General features: G+C 56.0%; 14 protein-coding genes and 1 rRNA gene. 12 read left to right on the top strand and 3 right to left on the bottom strand.

All coding sequences use genetic code 11. From position 1 onward, the window contains the following. Positions 1–47 precede the first annotated feature (47 nt). The 10 genes from pheS (at position 48) to argH (ending at position 11982) form a co-directional block, all read left to right on the top strand. A complete protein-coding gene (gene pheS, locus BQ7114_RS00435; RefSeq protein ID WP_072340443.1) occupies positions 48–1139 on the top strand; it encodes a phenylalanine--tRNA ligase subunit alpha in 1092 nt (363 codons plus the stop codon). A gap of 2 nt (positions 1140–1141) precedes the next feature. Further along, positions 1142–3793 carry a phenylalanine--tRNA ligase subunit beta gene (pheT, locus tag BQ7114_RS00440; protein WP_072340446.1) on the top strand — a complete coding sequence of 884 codons (2652 nt, stop codon included), beginning with the start codon at positions 1142–1144 and terminating at the stop codon, positions 3791–3793. A gap of 91 nt (positions 3794–3884) precedes the next feature. Next, on the top strand, positions 3885–4379 hold the full coding sequence (locus tag BQ7114_RS00445) for a flavodoxin domain-containing protein (RefSeq protein WP_072340450.1): 495 nt from the start codon (positions 3885–3887) through the stop codon (positions 4377–4379). A gap of 85 nt (positions 4380–4464) precedes the next feature. After that, positions 4465–5535, top strand: a complete 1071-nt coding sequence (locus BQ7114_RS00450; protein WP_072340454.1) for an Asd/ArgC dimerization domain-containing protein — start codon at positions 4465–4467, stop codon at positions 5533–5535. Further along, a complete protein-coding gene (argJ, locus tag BQ7114_RS00455; RefSeq protein WP_072340457.1) occupies positions 5535–6704 on the top strand; it encodes a bifunctional glutamate N-acetyltransferase/amino-acid acetyltransferase ArgJ in 1170 nt (389 codons plus the stop codon). Before BQ7114_RS00450 ends, argJ begins: the two co-directional genes overlap by 1 nt. Further along, a complete protein-coding gene (gene argB, locus BQ7114_RS00460; RefSeq protein WP_072340460.1) occupies positions 6701–7585 on the top strand; it encodes an acetylglutamate kinase in 885 nt (294 codons plus the stop codon). Before argJ ends, argB begins: the two co-directional genes overlap by 4 nt. A gap of 2 nt (positions 7586–7587) precedes the next feature. Beyond that, a complete protein-coding gene (locus tag BQ7114_RS00465) occupies positions 7588–8793 on the top strand; it encodes an acetylornithine transaminase (protein ID WP_072340464.1) in 1206 nt (401 codons plus the stop codon). Further along, complete coding sequence (locus BQ7114_RS00470; RefSeq protein ID WP_072340467.1) at positions 8790–9335, top strand: arginine repressor; 546 nt, start codon at positions 8790–8792, stop codon at positions 9333–9335. The genes BQ7114_RS00465 and BQ7114_RS00470 overlap by 4 nt, the downstream gene beginning before the upstream one ends. Beyond that, complete coding sequence (locus BQ7114_RS00475; RefSeq protein ID WP_034510948.1) at positions 9332–10564, top strand: argininosuccinate synthase; 1233 nt, start codon at positions 9332–9334, stop codon at positions 10562–10564. The genes BQ7114_RS00470 and BQ7114_RS00475 overlap by 4 nt, the downstream gene beginning before the upstream one ends. 5 nt (positions 10565–10569) lie before the next feature. After that, positions 10570–11982: an argininosuccinate lyase gene (argH, locus tag BQ7114_RS00480; RefSeq protein ID WP_072340470.1), complete on the top strand. Its 1413-nt coding sequence runs from the start codon at positions 10570–10572 to the stop codon at positions 11980–11982. Between the two features lie 61 nt (positions 11983–12043). Here the strand turns inward: argH and BQ7114_RS00485 are convergent, their stop codons facing one another. From BQ7114_RS00485 to BQ7114_RS00495, 3 genes are all read right to left on the bottom strand, one after another. Beyond that, the gene (locus BQ7114_RS00485) at positions 12044–12943 is read right to left on the bottom strand and encodes a TIGR01777 family oxidoreductase (protein WP_072340473.1); all 900 of its coding nucleotides are present in this window, start codon (positions 12941–12943) and stop codon (positions 12044–12046) included. A gap of 34 nt (positions 12944–12977) precedes the next feature. Continuing rightward, positions 12978–14048, bottom strand: coding sequence for a PTS sugar transporter subunit IIC (locus BQ7114_RS00490; protein WP_072340476.1), 1071 nt, complete (start codon positions 14046–14048; stop codon positions 12978–12980). Positions 14049–14123: 75 nt separating this feature from the next. After that, positions 14124–14657, bottom strand: coding sequence for a transcription repressor NadR (locus tag BQ7114_RS00495; RefSeq protein ID WP_072340480.1), 534 nt, complete (start codon positions 14655–14657; stop codon positions 14124–14126). A gap of 94 nt (positions 14658–14751) precedes the next feature. Between BQ7114_RS00495 and tyrS the strand changes: the two genes are divergently transcribed. Next, entirely contained in the window at positions 14752–16017 is a 1266-nt protein-coding gene (tyrS, locus tag BQ7114_RS00500; RefSeq protein WP_072340483.1) for a tyrosine--tRNA ligase, read from the top strand. 447 nt (positions 16018–16464) lie between these two features. Then, positions 16465–16588 (top strand): 16S ribosomal RNA (locus BQ7114_RS00505); the annotation flags it as partial.

Genomic DNA, 16588 nt, shown 5'->3' on the forward strand with positions numbered 1-16588 from the left:
GCCTTAGGCGTTAGTCTGGTAGTCGTTGATAAGCGACAAGGATTGATATGTCGAACGTTGATGAGAATGTAGAAGTAAACCCTTTGGACGCTGAGCAAATGGACGCGGCCGTGCAGCGTGCTTTGGAGGCTATTGGTAGTGCTTCGACTCTAGAGGAATTGGCGCAGGCCAAGCGGGAGCATTTCGGTGACGGATCTGCGGTGGTGCTTGCGAGCCGTGCCATCGGTGGGCTACCGGGTTCAGAAAAGGCAACCGCGGGTAAGGCGGTTGGAAAGGCGCGCGGCGCAATCACCGCTGCCCTCGATGAGCGAAAGGCCTTATTGGAGGCTGAAGAAGAAGCTCGCGTTTTGGCCATGGAGGCCGTAGATGTTACTGCTCCGGTAAAGCGCCAGCCCGAGGGAGCACGCCACCCGCTTCAGGTTTTGATTGAAGAGGTCGCTGATTTCTTCACCTCGATGGGCTGGGAGATAGGCGAGGGGCCGGAGGTTGAACACGAGTGGTTCAACTTCGACGCGTTGAACTTTGACATTGATCACCCTGCAAGGCAGATGCAGGACACGTTCTATATCGATGGTCGCTCGGTTGGCGGCGAGACTGAGGGTGATGCGAATCTAGTGCTTCGCACGCACACGTCGCCCGTCCAGGCACGTTTGTTGCTTTCGCACGATTTGCCCCTGTACGTAGCGGTGCCGGGCAAGGTGTTTCGTTCCGATGAGCTTGACGCCACGCACACTCCCGTATTTCACCAGGTGGAGGGCCTCGCGGTGGATAAGGGGCTAACTATGGCGCACTTGAAGGGCACCTTGGACCACTTTGCGAAGGCAATGTTTGGCCCCGAGGCCAAGACTCGTCTGCGCCCGTCGTTCTTCCCATTTACGGAACCGTCCGCGGAGATGGATCTTTGGTTCCCGCAGAAGAAGGGCGGCGCCGGTTGGATCGAGTGGGGCGGTTGCGGCATGGTCAATCCGAACGTGCTACGCGCCTGCGGTATCGATCCCGATGAGTACACGGGCTTCGCTTTTGGCATGGGTCTTGAGCGCACCTTGATGTTGCGCCATGAGATCGCTGACATGCATGACATTGTGGAGGGCGATCAAAGATTCTCCCTCCAGTTCGGAACAACGGGGAAGGGGAACTAAGCATGCCAAACGTACCGATTTCTTGGCTTCGCGATCACGTGGAGGTTCTCCCTGGCACTGATGCGCAGCGCCTCGCCTCCGATCTAGTGAAGGTCGGTTTGGAAGAAGAGACGATTCACCGTGCAGCTGTGCAAGGCCCGCTGGTGGTTGGTCGCGTCCTCACGTTGGAGGCGAAAGAACAGTCTAACGGCAAGGTTATTAACTACTGCCGCGTGGATGTTGGCATTCACAATGATGCTCCTGGTGAGGGCAAAGAGCCTTCGGATCTGCCCTCACGTGGCATCATTTGCGGTGCCCATAATTTCAAAGTGGGAGACTTGGTTGTAGTTGTCCTTCCGGGCGGCGTCCTTCCGGGTGATTTCGTTATCTCTGCACGCAAGACCTACGGGCACATTTCTGACGGCATGATTTGTTCCGAACGCGAACTGGGCCTGTCGGATGAGCATGATGGAATTATCGTGCTCACAGAAAAATTTGATGAAAGCGAGATTCCTGCACCAGGTGAGGACGTTATTGGTCTTCTCGGACTTGGTGAGGAACTGTTGGAAATCAATGTCACGCCAGATCGAGGCTACTGTTTTTCCATGCGCGGGGTCGCAAGGGAATACTCGCATTCGACAGGAGCGAAGTTCACAGACCCAGGTCTTGCGCAAAACCTGCAGACGCAGCCTCCGGCTGGCAACGCCGAAGGTTTCAAGATCGAGGTTGACGATACCTCTCCTATTCACGGCAAGGTAGGTTGCGATAGGTTCGTTACCCGCATCGTGCGTGGTATCAACCCAAATGCGCCGACGCCAGCATGGATGGTTAAGCGTCTGGAAGCGATGGGCATGCGCTCCATCTCGCTACCTGTCGACATTACTAACTACGTGATGTTGGATCTTGGTCAACCGCTGCACGCATACGATTTGGCGGCGCTCGCGGAGCCTATCGTAGTGCGCCGCGCGACCGCTGGCGAGACCCTCGTGACCCTCGATGATGTCGAGCGCAAGCTAGATGTGGAAGACCTTCTGATTACCGATAGCCCTAACGGCCAGCGCGGTAGCCGCATCCTCGGCCTGGCTGGCGTGATGGGTGGTCAATATTCAGAAGTCGAGGAGGCCACTACTGACGTTTTGGTTGAGGCCGCACACTTCCATGCTGTCTCTATTGCGCGTACAGCGCGCCGTCATAAGATTCCGTCGGAGGCCGCAAAACGCTTTGAACGAGGGGTGGATCCAGAGCTCCCGCCGGTTGCAGCGCAACGCGTGGTTGATCTGCTGGTTGAGTATGGCGGCGGCGTAGCGGATTCACCGGTTACTGATTACAACGAAGTTCCCAGGCGCGAAGCTATCGACATGAAGCTGTCTGAACCAGCTCGCTTAACCGGCGTGGAGTACGGTGAGCAGCGCGTTATCGAGCTGCTCGAAACTATTGGTGCAACGGTCGAACGCCGTGCAGATATTCTTTCCGTGATGGCTCCCTCGTGGAGGCCGGATTTGACGGAGCCTTGTGACCTTGTAGAAGAGATCGCGCGCCTTGACGGCTACGACAATATCGAACCGGTACTACCCAAGGCGCCAGCCGGTGTTGGATTGCCCAAGGCACAGGTGGCCCGCCGGTTCGCGGCACGCACGCTTGCAGACCGCGGTTTTGTCGAGGTCGGATCTTATCCGTTCATTGGCAACGCGCACGATCGCCAGCGCATTCTGGAGGGCGATGAGCGTAGAGAAGTTGTCGCACTTCGTAACCCGCTAGTGGATGGCGCGCCAAATATGCGCTCTTCCATCATCGATACGCTACTGGAAACGGCGCAGCGCAACGCTGCTCGCGGCGCTGAATCAGTTCGTGTTTTCGAGCTGGGCATGGTGACTCGCCCGCAGGGCACGAAGCCTTCGCCCATTCCTTCGGCAGAGCAGCGCCCCAGTGGCCGCGAGATCGGAGCTCTTCATCGCGGAACTCCTAAACAGCCGTGGCACTTGGGTCTCGTTGCCGGTGGATCAGCGGTTGGTAGTGCCATTCGTGCAGGGGCTCGGGACTTTGATTGGGCTGATGTTTTAGAGGCTGCCCTCGCTGTCGGTTCTGCTTTGGGCGTGCAGGTAGAGGTTGCGTCTCTGTACCGCGATCCGCAGGTTCAGTTGCCCCATGGGAAGCCTGCTCCGAAGCCGGTTGCTACCCCGGAGGAAGCCGCTCCGTGGCACCCGGGCCGCAGTGCAGTGCTGTTCGTCAGACAGAAGAAGAATTTGGTTGAAGTTGGTCGCGCGGGCGAGCTTCATCCGGCCGTGGTTAAGGAATACGGTCTGCCTAAACGGTCGGGCGCACTTGAGCTAAATCTTGATGCGTTGATCAAGGCAATGCCGGCCAACCCGATTACGGTTTCTGCCGTTTCAACTTTCCCCGTGGTGAAGGAAGATATTGCCGTTGTGCTGGATGCGGATATTCCCGTCTCGATGGTGGTTGACGCGATCTACGCGGCCGGATCAGATCTTCTTGAAGACGTGGAGTTGTTTGACGAATACCGTGGTTCTCAAATCGATGAAGGTAAGCGATCGCTGGCTTTCGCATTGCGTATGCGCGCAGCCGATCACACGCTGAAGTCAGATGAGACGGCGAAGGTTAGGGAAGCGATAATCACGCGTCTTTCTAACCAGCTTGGCGCAAAACTGCGCGCCTAACTGGTTGCACGGGGAGTTCGCACTTCGATTTGTGGTGTGAACTCCCCGTCTCAAACTGTGCTATCGGCATAAAATAGGGCAAACTAGAGCTATGAAGATTTTGGTTGTATGGGCATCTCGCCACGGATCTACCCGTGACATCGCCAATGCGATTTACGAGGAACTACGTAGCGAAGGTGTTGACGTAGACATTGTCAATGCTACGGACGCGAAGGACATTTCTGAGTACGGCGGTGTAGTGCTCGGTTCTTCCGTTCACATGACGCAGTGGGAAGAGTCGATGCGTACCTTCATGAAGGAGCATCAGGCGGAGCTGTTTGAGAAGCATTTGTGGACGTTCTCTGCGGGGCTGTCTTCAGTTCCCACCGGACTCGTGAAGGATCCGGCTCGCGTCGGAGCCACCCAGATTGGTGTGCAACCGCGGATGAACAAGCAGTTCTCAGGATGTCTTGATCCGTCTAAGCTGACGTTGCGTGAACGCACGATTGCTCGTCTTGGCGGCGCAGTTGAAGGCGACTTCCGCGATTGGGATGACATTCGTGGATGGGCGCGCTCCGTTGCTAAAGATGTAAAGTCTCTCGGCTGAGACCGTCCCCGGCTCGTTTTGGGCCGGGGATTCACTATACAAACACTTAGTTGATAACTATTCATTCAGTGTTATAGTTATTCGCATGAGTGTTTCTGTTGGAATTGTTGGCGCCTCGGGATTCGCGGGGGGCGAGATTGCTCGTATTCTGAGTGAACACCCGCATTTTGATGTCCGCGTGCTCGCCGCTGCTTCTTCTGCGGGTACCCGGTTTGGTGATTTGAACCCGCATATTCCAACTTTGGCGGACAAGATTATTCAACCCTCCGACGTTGAGTCTCTTTCGTCTCTCGATCTAGTTTTTGTGGCCCTTCCGCATGGTAAATCTGCAGATATTACAGGCGCGCTGGAAGGCGGCCCAGTGGTGATCGATGCGGGTGCGGATCACCGCCTGAAGTCAAAGGAGCTCTGGCAGAAGTTCTACGGCGGCCCGCACATGCGGGCGTGGGATTATGCGATGCCCGAACTCGTACACGCTGATGAGGCCGCCGCGATTCTTTCCGGGAAGCAGAAAAAGGCGGGTACCCAACGCGAAATCTTGAGAAACTCCCGTGCTGTGGCAGTGCCCGGTTGCAACGTTACTGCGGTAACACTTGCAATGATGCCGGCGGTAGCTGCGGGTTTTGTTACCAGCGGGTCGATTGTGGCTACGCTTGCAGTTGGCTATTCGGGCGCAGGGCGTAGCCCCAAGCCAAATTTGATGGCAACCAGCGCATTTTCCAACATTGCGCCGTACTCAGCAGTTGGAAAGCATCGTCATATTCCCGAAATTGTGCAAAATCTACAGGTTTGCGGGGCAGGCGAAATTGAGGTGGAAATGACTCCCATCCTCGTTCCCACTTCGCGAGGGATCGTTGCAGTGGTGAACGCTGCCACGGATGGTGTGTCCAATTCTGAATTGCAAGAGGCGTACAGTGCCATCTACGGCGCGGAGAAACTGATTGAGCTTTCCCCGGCTTATCCTCAATCTGGCCCGGTGGTAGGAACCGGCCGCGCGCAGGTGTGGGCGGGAGTGAACCCGGATACAGGTGTTCTCACGGCAATGGCGGCGGTCGACAATCTGGGCAAGGGCACTGCAACTGCTGCGGTTCAAGCGGCTAATTCGGCGTTTGGCTTTGACGAGTGCCTCGGCATCTACATGAACGGAGTGTTGTGATGTCCACGGGTGTTTGTTTTCCAAAGGGGTTTGTGGCAGCCGGAATCGCAGCGGGTTTAAAAGCATCCGGAGGCAAAGATCTTGCTCTGGTAGTAAACGAGGGAGCTTTCCCGGCAGCAGCGGCAGTTTTTACATCGAACCGTGTGGAGGCAGAGCCCGTTAAGTTCTCGCGGGCACAGATGCGAAACGGCGTGGTTACTCATGTGTTGCTCAATTCGGGTAATGCTAACGCGTGTACGGGAGAACAGGGGCTGAAGGATGTGAAGGCTTGCGTAAGTGAGCTTTCTCTTGCCGCGGGTGTGGACCAGGCAAAAATTGCGGTTTGTTCAACGGGAGTGATCGGCGAGTACCTTGATACGGCGTCGATCACCCGGGCGATTCCAGGCCTGGTGGGCGGCCTTGACATATCGGGCGCAACCAGCGCGGCCTCTGCAATCATGACAACCGATACCGTTCCAAAAGAGGTCCAGATAGAGGTGGACGCGTGGCGCGTTGGAGGTATGGCCAAGGGGGCGGGGATGCTCGCTCCTGCGCTTGCCACCATGCTGTGCGTGATAACGACCGACGCAGTTGTTGATAGTGAAGCCCTTGACAGTGCGCTGCGTCACGCCGTCCAGGTGAGTTTCAATCGCCTCGATACGGACGGATGCATGTCCACTAACGACACGGTGATAGCCCTCGCTTCAGGAGAATCGGGGATTACGCCAGATGAGGCTACTTTTGCTGCTGCATTGGAGCAGGCTTGTGCAAAGCTTGCGAAAATGCTTCGTGATGATGCGGAGGGAGCCGAGCATTTCGTTGACATCACGGTTATTGGTGCGAGTAGTGAGGCGGCCGCAGTGGAAGTGGCACGCGCGGTGTCTCGCTCAAACTTAGTGAAGACCGCAATTTTTGGAAATGACCCAAATTGGGGGCGCATTTTGTCGCAGATAGGCACGGTTCCAAGCTGGATAGCTCCGTTTGACGCGGGCAAGGTAAATGTTTCAATCAATGGCGTGATGATTTGTAAGAACGGCGGTATAGGTGAGCCGAAGGAATCGCTTGATTTGGCGGCATCCCAGGAGGTCAAGATCGAGATCGACCTGGGTGCTGGCAATAGTTCAGCAACCGTTTACACAACGGACTTGACTCACTCGTACGTACACGAGAACAGCGCATATACATCATGAGTGATCTTTCAGCATTGGATAAGACCAAGATTTTGCTTGAGTCCGAGCCGTGGCTGCGGCGTTATTCGGGTCGCAAAGTCGTGATCAAATATGGCGGTAATGCAATGATTTCGCCGCAGCTACAACGCGCTTTTGCGGTGGACGTGTCGTTCTTACATACGTGGGGTGTGCATCCAATAGTGGTGCATGGGGGCGGCCCACAAATCAACGAAATGCTGGATCGCCTAGGGCTGCAGGCCCCGTTTGCGGGTGGCTTTCGCGTGACAACGCCTGAAGTGATGGAGGTGGTGCGCATGGTCCTGGCTGGAAAAGTGCAGCGCGAACTCGTATCACTCCTGAATGAACGCTCGATCGCCGCCGTGGGGTTGTCTGGTGAGGACGCCGCACTGTTACACGCACGGCGCAAGGTGCAGGTCGTTGATGGTAAACCGGTAGATTTAGGGCAGGTCGGTGACGTGGCGGGGGTAAACCCAGCGCCTGTAGAGGATCTTGTTAGTCATGGCCGTATCCCGGTGATCTCGTCGATTGCGATTGATGAGGATTCTCCAGGCGATGTGCTTAACGTGAATGCTGACGCGGCTGCGGCGGCGATCGCGGTGGCCGTGGGAGCGCAAAAGCTCATTATGCTTACGGACGTGGAGGGGATTTACCAAGACTTTGAAGATAAATCCTCGCTGCTTAATCGGATGAGCCGCGCGCAACTCGAAGAGTTGATGCCATCGCTTGCTGCGGGAATGATCCCGAAGGCGCAGGCCGCTTTGGCTGCGCTTGAAGGCGGCGTTGAGCAGGTTCATGTGATTGACGGACGTGTTCCCCACTCGATGCTCCTAGAGGTTTTCACCGACGAGGGCGTGGGCACGATGATTACCGAGGAGGGGTAGCTGTGGATTCAAACTGGCTTGCCCGCTATGAGGAATCTATGCTCGGCGTGTTTGGTACTCCTGCGATGGTGTTGACCCGTGGGGAGGGCGTGTACGTGGAAGATGCGGATGGCAACAAGTACATGGACTTGCTGGGCGGAATCGCTGTGAATGCACTTGGTCACGCCCATCCGGCTATTGCGCAGGCGGTTGAAAAGCAGGTGCGCACGCTGGTGCACGCCTCGAATTTCTTCGCAACCAGGCCCCAAATCGAACTGGGCGAAGCGCTGCGCGAGATCGTGGGCGGATCTGGCCAAGCCAAAGTGTTTCTTTCAAACTCGGGAACAGAGGCGAACGAGGCCGCCTTGAAGATCGTAAAAGCGCACGGTAACGCTACTGGTAAGAATCGCATTCTTGCATTAAAAAACGCATTCCATGGCCGATCTCTCGGGGCTCTGTCGCTTACGTACAAGTCGGCTTATAGGGAGCCTTTCGCGCCCCTCATCTCGAACGTCGAGTGGATTGAGCCTACAACCACCGCTCTGGATGAAGCATTTACCCCAGGTGATGTTGCGGGTATTTTTGTCGAGCCGATTCAGGGTGAGGCGGGAGTAATCGAGATTCCGCGTGATTTCTTGACCCGGGCGCAAGCTTTGTGTGATCGAAACAACGCGCTCCTCGTTGTAGACGAGGTGCAAACCGGAATGGGGCGTACCGGGCAGTGGATGGCTCACCATGACACCGGAGTGGTTCCAGACGTTGTGACCCTCGCAAAAGCACTTGGTGGGGGAGTTCCAATCGGTGCAACGATAACTTTGTCTTCCGTTGCAAGCGCGGTTTTGAAGCCGGGTATGCATGGAACCACGTTTGGAGGTAACCCAGTTGCCGCGGCCGCGGCGCTCGCGGTAATAAGCACGATCAAGTCCGATGGTCTCCTTGAACATGCGCGAATCGTGGGGGATCAATGGATGAAGAGCATCCGCGCTCTCAATAATCCGCATATTAAACAGGTTCGAGGCCGCGGTCTGCTGATTGGTATTGAGCTAGATGAACCGCGTGCCGGCATGGCTGTTAAGGCGGCGCAAGACAGCGGGTTTATCATTAACGCGGCAAATCCGACAACCATTCGGTTAGCACCACCACTGATACTTACCGGGGAGCAGGCAGGCGCGTTCACAGCGGCCTTGCCCGGCATTATTTCAAAAAGCTATAGCGAAGGAGAGCTGTGAAAGAATCGGATAACACGCGCACGCCAGCCTCGAAGGCTGGGCGCCACGCAGCGATTGAACAGATCCTCGCAACCCGGCAGATCGCATCCCAATCGGAACTTCGTGAAGCGTTAGAAAAGGTGGGCATTTTCGTTGCTCAAGCTACGCTTTCGCGTGATCTGCTGGAAGTGCGGGCAACGAAGGTTAGAGGCGCGGACGGACGTCAGGTTTATGCGTTGGCTAATCCACAGCGACCGGTGGAGTGGGGCGAGGAAGGCGCGGAACAGAAGCTGCAGCGCTGGTGCCAGGACCTGCTGGTAGGTGGAGCTACGGCAAACAACTTGGTGGTGCTTCGTACCCCGGCGGGAGCTGCGAACCTCCTCGGTTCGGCTATCGACTTTTCGAGGGATGAAACGGTACTTGGATCCGTTGCAGGAGATGACACGATTATCGTCGTATGCGTGTCGGATGAGGCCGCGCAGGCGTACTGCGACAAGCTACTGAAATATGCGGAAGGCATTAAAACTTCCAGCCAAGAGCTACAGAAAGAAGAAAATAAATGAGTAAGAAAAACCGGATTGTTCTAGCCTACTCGGGCGGTCTAGATACCTCTGTTGCGATCGGCTGGATCGGGGAGCGTACAGGCGCAGAAGTTATTGCCGTTGCCGTTGACGTAGGTCAGGGCGGTGAGGATCTTGAGGTGATTCGCCAGCGTGCTCTGGACTGTGGCGCGGTTGAAGCCTACGTGGCTGATGCGCGTGATGAGTTCGCGAACGATTACTGCATGCCGGCTTTGAAAGCGAATGGTCTCTACCAGGGCGAATATCCGCTTGTCTCTGCGCTTTCTCGCCCGCTGATCTCGCGCCACCTGGTGAAGGCGGCCCGCGAGTTTGGGGCCACCACTATGGCACACGGGTGTACGGGTAAGGGCAATGATCAGGTCCGTTTCGAAGTGTCGTTTACCTCGATTGCGCCGGACTTGGATTGTATTGCTCCGGTTCGTGATCTCGCTCTTACTCGCGACGTGGCCATCGACTACGCCAACAAACATAAGCTGCCCATTGAGACCACCAAGTCAAACCCTTTCTCTATTGACCAAAACGTTTGGGGCCGCGCCATCGAGACAGGCTTCCTCGAGGACCTGTGGAATGCGCCCACCAAGGACGTCTACTCTTACACGGATGACCCCACTTACCCACCGCTTCCAGACGAGCTCGTCTTGACGTTCGAAAAGGGCATCCCCGTGGCGATTGATGGCCGCAAGCTCACGCCCCTGCAGATTATTCAAGAGCTCAACACGCGCGCCGGCGCGCAGGGCGTTGGCCGTATTGACATCGTTGAAGACCGCATGGTTGGTATCAAGTCTCGTGAGATTTACGAGGCCCCGGGCGCGGTTACGTTAATTAAGGCTCACCAGGAGCTGGAGAACGTCACTCTTGAGCGAGAGCAGCACCGCTACAAGCGCCGGGTAGACATGCGCTGGGGTGAACTCGTTTACGAGGCACAGTGGTTCTCGCCGCTCAAGCAGTCTCTCGACGCTTTCATTGATCACACGCAAAGCTACGTGTCCGGCGATGTGCGTATCGTCCTGCACGGTGGCCGCGTGACGGTAACGGGACGCAAGTCCGATACCTCGCTGTATGACTTTAACTTGGCCACCTATGAAACGGGTGACACATTTGACCAGTCCCACGCTCGCGGATTCATTGAGATCTACGGCCTAAGCTCTAAGCTCGCCGCCGCCCGCGACGTTCGTTTTGAGCACGGTGACGCGTTCGAGGCAACCAAGTAGGGGATATGTCAAACGACAACGTTAGTCTTTGGGGAGGTAGGTTCACCGGCGCGCCCGCGCAGGCGTTGGATGCGCTTTCGGTTTCTACCCATTTTGATTGGCGCTTAGCCCGCGTGGATATTGCTGGTTCGAAAGCACATGCGAGGGAGCTTGGCCGAGTCGGCCTGCTCACCGAAGCAGAGCTTGACGCCATGCTAGCGGCGCTTTCCTCACTCGATGAGGACGTAGCGAGCGGCCGTTTCGCTCCGCAACCCGGTGATGAGGATGTGCATACCGCACTGGAGAGGGGCTTACTAGAACGTGCCGGAAGCGAGCTGGGTGGCAAGTTGCGTGCGGGGCGTTCTCGAAATGACCAGATCGCCACACTAATCCGCATGTACTTGCGTGATGAGGCAAAGCACCTGTCGGGCCGAGTGCTCGACCTCGTGGATGCTATTTTGCATCAGGTTGGTGAGGCAGGTGAGGCAATCATGCCAGGGCGTACCCACATGCAGCACGCCCAGCCCGTCCTCGTTGCCCATCATCTGATGGCGCATGCGTGGCCACTGATCCGGGATTTAGAGCGCCTTTCTGACTGGGATAAGCGCGCTGCGAAGTCCCCTTACGGTGCGGGTGCGCTTGCGGGTAATACGCTGGGGATGGATCCGGCCAATATCGCCGCAGAACTTGGGTTTGACGAGGTTTGTGAGAACTCGATTGACGCCACGTCCGCGCGTGACGTGGCCGCCGAGTTTTCTTTCATCGCGGCGATGATTGGTGTGAACCTGTCGCGTTTGGCGGAAGAAATCATCATTTGGAACACGGTCGAGTTTGGGTACGTGACACTCGATGATTCGTTTTCGACGGGATCGTCGATTATGCCGCAGAAGAAGAATCCGGATATTGCAGAGCTCGCGCGTGGTAAGTCGGGTCGGATGATTGGTGACCTAACTGGTTTGATGACGGTTTTGAAGGGGCTTCCGCTCGCGTATGATCGCGACTTGCAAGAAGATAAGGAGCCCGTTTTCGATCAGATCGATACGCTCGATGTCCTCTTGCCAGCAATGACCGGGATGATCCAGACGATGACGCTTCACACTGATCGCATGGAGTATCTGGCTCCTCGCGGTTTCTCGCTGGCAACTGATATCGCGGAGTGGTTGGTGAAGAAGGGTGTACCGTTCCGTGATGCGCACGAGATTTCCGGGCGCTGCGTGGCGCTTGCGGATTCGACTGACCGGGAGCTGTGGGATCTGTCGGATGAGGAGTTCGCCGGAATCCACGAGGCTTTAACTCCTGATGTTCGTAGCGTACTTTCTGCGCAGGGTTCGGTTGCGGCCCGTGCCGGTCGGTCAGGTACGGCTCCAATACGGGTGCGTGAGCAGAAGGCCGAGTTGGAGCAAAAGGTTGCACAATTTCGGCGTCGCCTCGCTATCTAGCTAACGCTGTTCTAAGAGTCGGGCGGGCCCGCGATATTTCCGCGGGCCCGCCCGATTCGTTTTACCTAATGGAAGTAGAACTTTGCAGTTGCTCCTGCAAGGTCTCGTCCTTGAACTGGAAGCCTGCTTCAAGAAGCCTTGTTGGTACGGCGTATTGTGAAGAGGTAGCAAGCACAGCCATGTCGCCAAGTACCATGCGCAGGGCGAACGCGGGCACAGGAGGGCCGGGGACGCGATGGTAATGTGCGGCTGCCCCGGCTGTGAACTCCTCGTTTGTGCATGGATTTGGTCCGGTGAGGTTAAACGCGCCTTCCAGTTGCGGATTCTCTAACAGGAACCGCACCGCGCGCACGTGGTCGCGTAGTGAGATGGTGGGCATCCATTGCCTCCCGTCGCCCAGGCGACCGCCGAGGAATGTTTTGAAAAGGGGTTCGAGGGCATGGAGCATGCCTCCGCCGTCTTCCAGGACGAGGCCGGTGCGAATGTTCACGACGCGCTCCACTTTGGCGCGCCGAGATTCTCGCTCCCATACTTGGCATAGTCCGCCAAGAAAGTCGGCAGCCGGCTGTGAGTCCTCTTCCAGCACTTCATTATCGCGCGAGCCGTAGTAGCCCACCGCGGAGCCGGTGAGGAATGTTTTGGGGCGCTGAGATTCTGGTAGGGAGTTAATAGCGTCGGCCAGTGTTTTGACTGATTTTAGCCGCGAGTTCACCAGCTCATGCTTGTATGCGTGCGTCCAGGGCCAGCGTGCGAGCGGCGCGCCGTTAAGACAAACCACAGCATCAACGCCCGCGAGATCCTGAGGAGTGATGTCGTAGGCGTCGGGGTGCCAGCGCACTTCGCCAGGCCCCGGTTCGCTACGCGTTAAGCGAGTGACTTCCCAATCGCCGTTCTTCAGTTCATTTTGTAGTGCGGTGCCAACAAAGCCGCTCGCACCGCCTATAACAATCCTTTTACGCATGCTTCATTGTTACACCTGCCCGCACGGGTGTGCATTAGGGCAGCTTCATTTGCCCGGGTTTGATCCACCCTCGTTTACGCATGATTTCGGAAAAGCCTAGCGTTAGTAGCGCGGGAGCAACAAAGTGGAGTCCAACGATGAGTGCCAGAAGTGTCGCAGGGTTCGTGGTTTCGGACATGACGGTCCAAGTCATGATTTGGCCGACTAGGCCGGAGGTGCCCATCCCTGCGCCGGCAGCGTTGCTTTCCATGTGGAAGACAGTTGTGGCGATGGGGCCGAGAATGGCCGAAGTGAGGATCGGCGGGATCCAGATTTGGGGATGGCGCAAAATGTTGGGTACTTGCAACATCGATGTTCCAAGGCCTTGGGAGATGAGGCCGGAAATCTTGTTTTCGCGGTATGAGGCCACGGCGAACCCAACCATTTGCGCGGAGGTTCCAACGGTTGCTGCTCCGGCTGCGAGGCCGGATAGTCCAAGAATGATCGATAGCGCGGCGGACGAGATGGGCAGAGTGAGGATGATGCCCATGACCACGGAAACGATGATTCCCATTGTGAAGGGGCGATGCATGGTGCCCCAGTTGATGATGTCTCCAAGGCTTAGCATCATGGCTGAGATTGGAGGACCAATGAGAAGTCCAAGTAGTGATCCGGAAACGATTGTTACAAACGGTGTCACGAGGATGTCCACGGGAGTTTTCCCGGACACTGCCCGGCCGATTTCAACGGCTACGAACGAGGCAAGAAAGGCTCCAAGAGGCTCTCCGGGGCCGAGCAGTTGCATGGTGAGGCCGTCTACTACTCCAGCGTCGAGGATTTTGCCCGCGTGGGCGCCAACCATGCCCGCAACTCCGGTGCCCGCGAGTACATAGGTGCTGGCATGTAGCCGGTGTGCGACACCGATACCGATGCCCGCGCCAGTTAGAACCGAAGCGATAGATCCCATGAGTACCAGTGGTTTTCCAACGGCATCGGGGAGTAGGTTTCCAACTGAAACCATAATTGTGCCAATGATTAGGGTGGCAAAAAGGCCGTGTGCCATGCCGGTGAGGCCGTCGATAAAGAATCGGTTTGCCGAGGTTTTTACCCTATTTGGGATTTTCATCGCCCATCTCCAAAGCGCTACTGTATATACACTCAGGTAGACGTTATCAGAGCGTTGGGTTATCCCAAATTCGGATTATTGCTTGGGCTCGGACAAGAAGCCTTGTTCGCCTAACGCCGCCTCAATCGCGTCGAGTGTTTCTTCACTATCGGCTTCGACCGTGTGCTTGTGGTAGCCGTCAGTGAGTCGAGAGAGACGTTGGGGCCGTTCAAAGCTTTCCAGGAAGTTTTTCAAGCTCTTGGGTGATACGACGTTTAGATCGGCTCTGATTTCTCCGTACTGCGGGTGATCGATCTTGATGTCCAGCACGCGTCCGCCATACTCGATAATTAGCGCCAGTTCTGTTTTGGTTTCGCCGTAGTCGTGGCGAACTTTGAATTCGCGTCGAGGTGGCTGGACCGGGCGAATCAGCAGGTATCCACGATTGGTTGAAAAGATGGGGACGCCTTCGGCGCGCAAGAGGGCAACATCTTTGACGATGACTTGCCTGGTCACGCCAAGCAGGTCTCCAAATGCGGTGGCGGAAATAGGAGCGTCCGAGCTTTCTAACTTTCTCAGAATCGTGCTACGCCTGTCGGTGTTGCCGATGCGGTTCCCTTTTCTCGCCATAGGAACACGTTAGCCAAAAGATGAAAAATAGTGAAGAATTGTGACAGTGGCTTAGAATGCCATCGGAAATTGTTGTTATTTGGAAGGAATAGAAGTGGCCGATCTAATTGATGATCTGCAGTGGCGGGGTTTGATCCGTCAGCACACCGATCTAGATAAGTTGCGTAAGGAACTATCTTCGGGACCGGTTACTTTCTATTGCGGTTTCGATCCAACTGCACCTTCGTTGCATCACGGACATTTGGTCCAGTTGATTTTGATGCGCCACCTGCAACTCGCGGGGCATCGTCCTTTGGCTTTGGTTGGCGGTGCAACTGGCCTTATTGGCGATCCGCGCATGTCGGGTGAGCGCACTTTGCAGCCCCGAGAGGTTGTTGAAGGCTGGGTAGAGAGCCTGAAGAAGCAGATTTCACGCTTCCTCGATTTCGAGGGCGAGAACGCTGCACTAATGGTGAACAACTTGGATTGGACGTCAGAGCTATCCGCGATTGACTTGCTCCGTGATTTGGGCAAGTTCTTCCGGATGGGAACTATGCTCTCGAAAGACGCGGTTGCCCGGCGCCTGAGCTCTAAGGAAGGCATTTCTTACACGGAGTTCTCCTACCAGATCCTCCAGGCCAATGACTACCTGCAGCTTTACCGTCGTTACGGTTGCACGCTTGAGACTGGCGGTGATGATCAGTGGGGCAACCTGGTTGGCGGCCTCGACTTGATTCGCAAGGTGGAGGACGTGGAGGTCAGCGTAATGACCACGCCACTCATCACGAAGGCGGATGGCACAAAGTTTGGTAAATCAGAGGGTGGGGCCGTCTGGCTGAATCCGGACATGTTGTCGCCGTACGCGTTCTACCAGTTCTGGCTGAATGTGGATGATGCTGATGTGGTGCGTTTTTTGAAGGTGTTCACATTCCTAGATCGCCCGGAAATCGAGCGTCTCGAGAAGACAGTGGAGGATGCCCCGTATAAGCGTGAGGCACAAAAGGCTCTTGCGGCTGAGGTTACCAAGCTGGTTCATGGTGAGGAAACCTTGCAGCGCGTATTGGAAGCTACCGAGGCTCTGTGGGGTAGCGGCGACTTGAAGAAGGTTGATGCAGCCACTTTGTCTGCGGCTACGTCGGAGTTGCCGGCAGGTGAGGTCAACTTTGGTGAGGCGACGATCGTGGACGCTCTGGTTGCAGCCGGTTTGGAAAAGGGTAAGCGAGCCGCACGCACAACCGTGTCCTCCGGCGGCGCATACCTGAATAATGAGCGTGTCGAGAGTGAAGACCAGACTATTAGCGCCGAGGACGCCTTGGCAGATGGGACCGTTTTGATCCGTAAGGGCAGGCGAAATCTCGCAGTAGTGCGTCCTGCCAAGTAGGCAGTCTGACCTGGTGGCCGGGATTGTAGGGCGGACAAGTATGTCCCACAATCTCGGCCCAAACTATGCGTGTGGTGGGAGTCACCGAAGATTCGTTTGACCGGCCCAAAGTGAATGTGTAGAGTTGAGACTCGTTGCGAGACAGATGGCAAAGCCCAAAAGCCTCGTGGCCTGCTTCTAAGAAGTGTGATCCGCGTCAGGAATCTTGACAAGTGATTGCAACCTGGTAAGCTGGAGAAGCTGTTTCAAGCAGTGAAAACTCAGAAACGGCGTTACACCTCACTTCTTTCCCTACGATTTTTCTTGGGATGAGTGTGTGTGGGTGTTGTTTGTGAACTCGATAGTGTGTTTTTTGTTTTGTCCTTTTTTGTTTTGTTTTTGTTTTTTTGGTTGGGATCGCTGGGCTGGCCTGGTTTTGGGTTGGTTCTGGTTTTTCTCTTTTTGTTTTGTTTGGAGAGTTTGATCCTGGCTCAGGACGAACGCTGGCGGCGTGCTTAACACATGCAAGTCGAACGGGATCCAGGGCGTTTTTTACGTTTTGGTGAGAGTGGCGAACGGGTGAGTAACACGT

The sequence above is a fragment of the Actinomyces urinae genome (assembly GCF_900119695.1).
In the GTDB taxonomy this organism is placed as follows: domain Bacteria; phylum Actinomycetota; class Actinomycetes; order Actinomycetales; family Actinomycetaceae; genus Gleimia; species Gleimia urinae.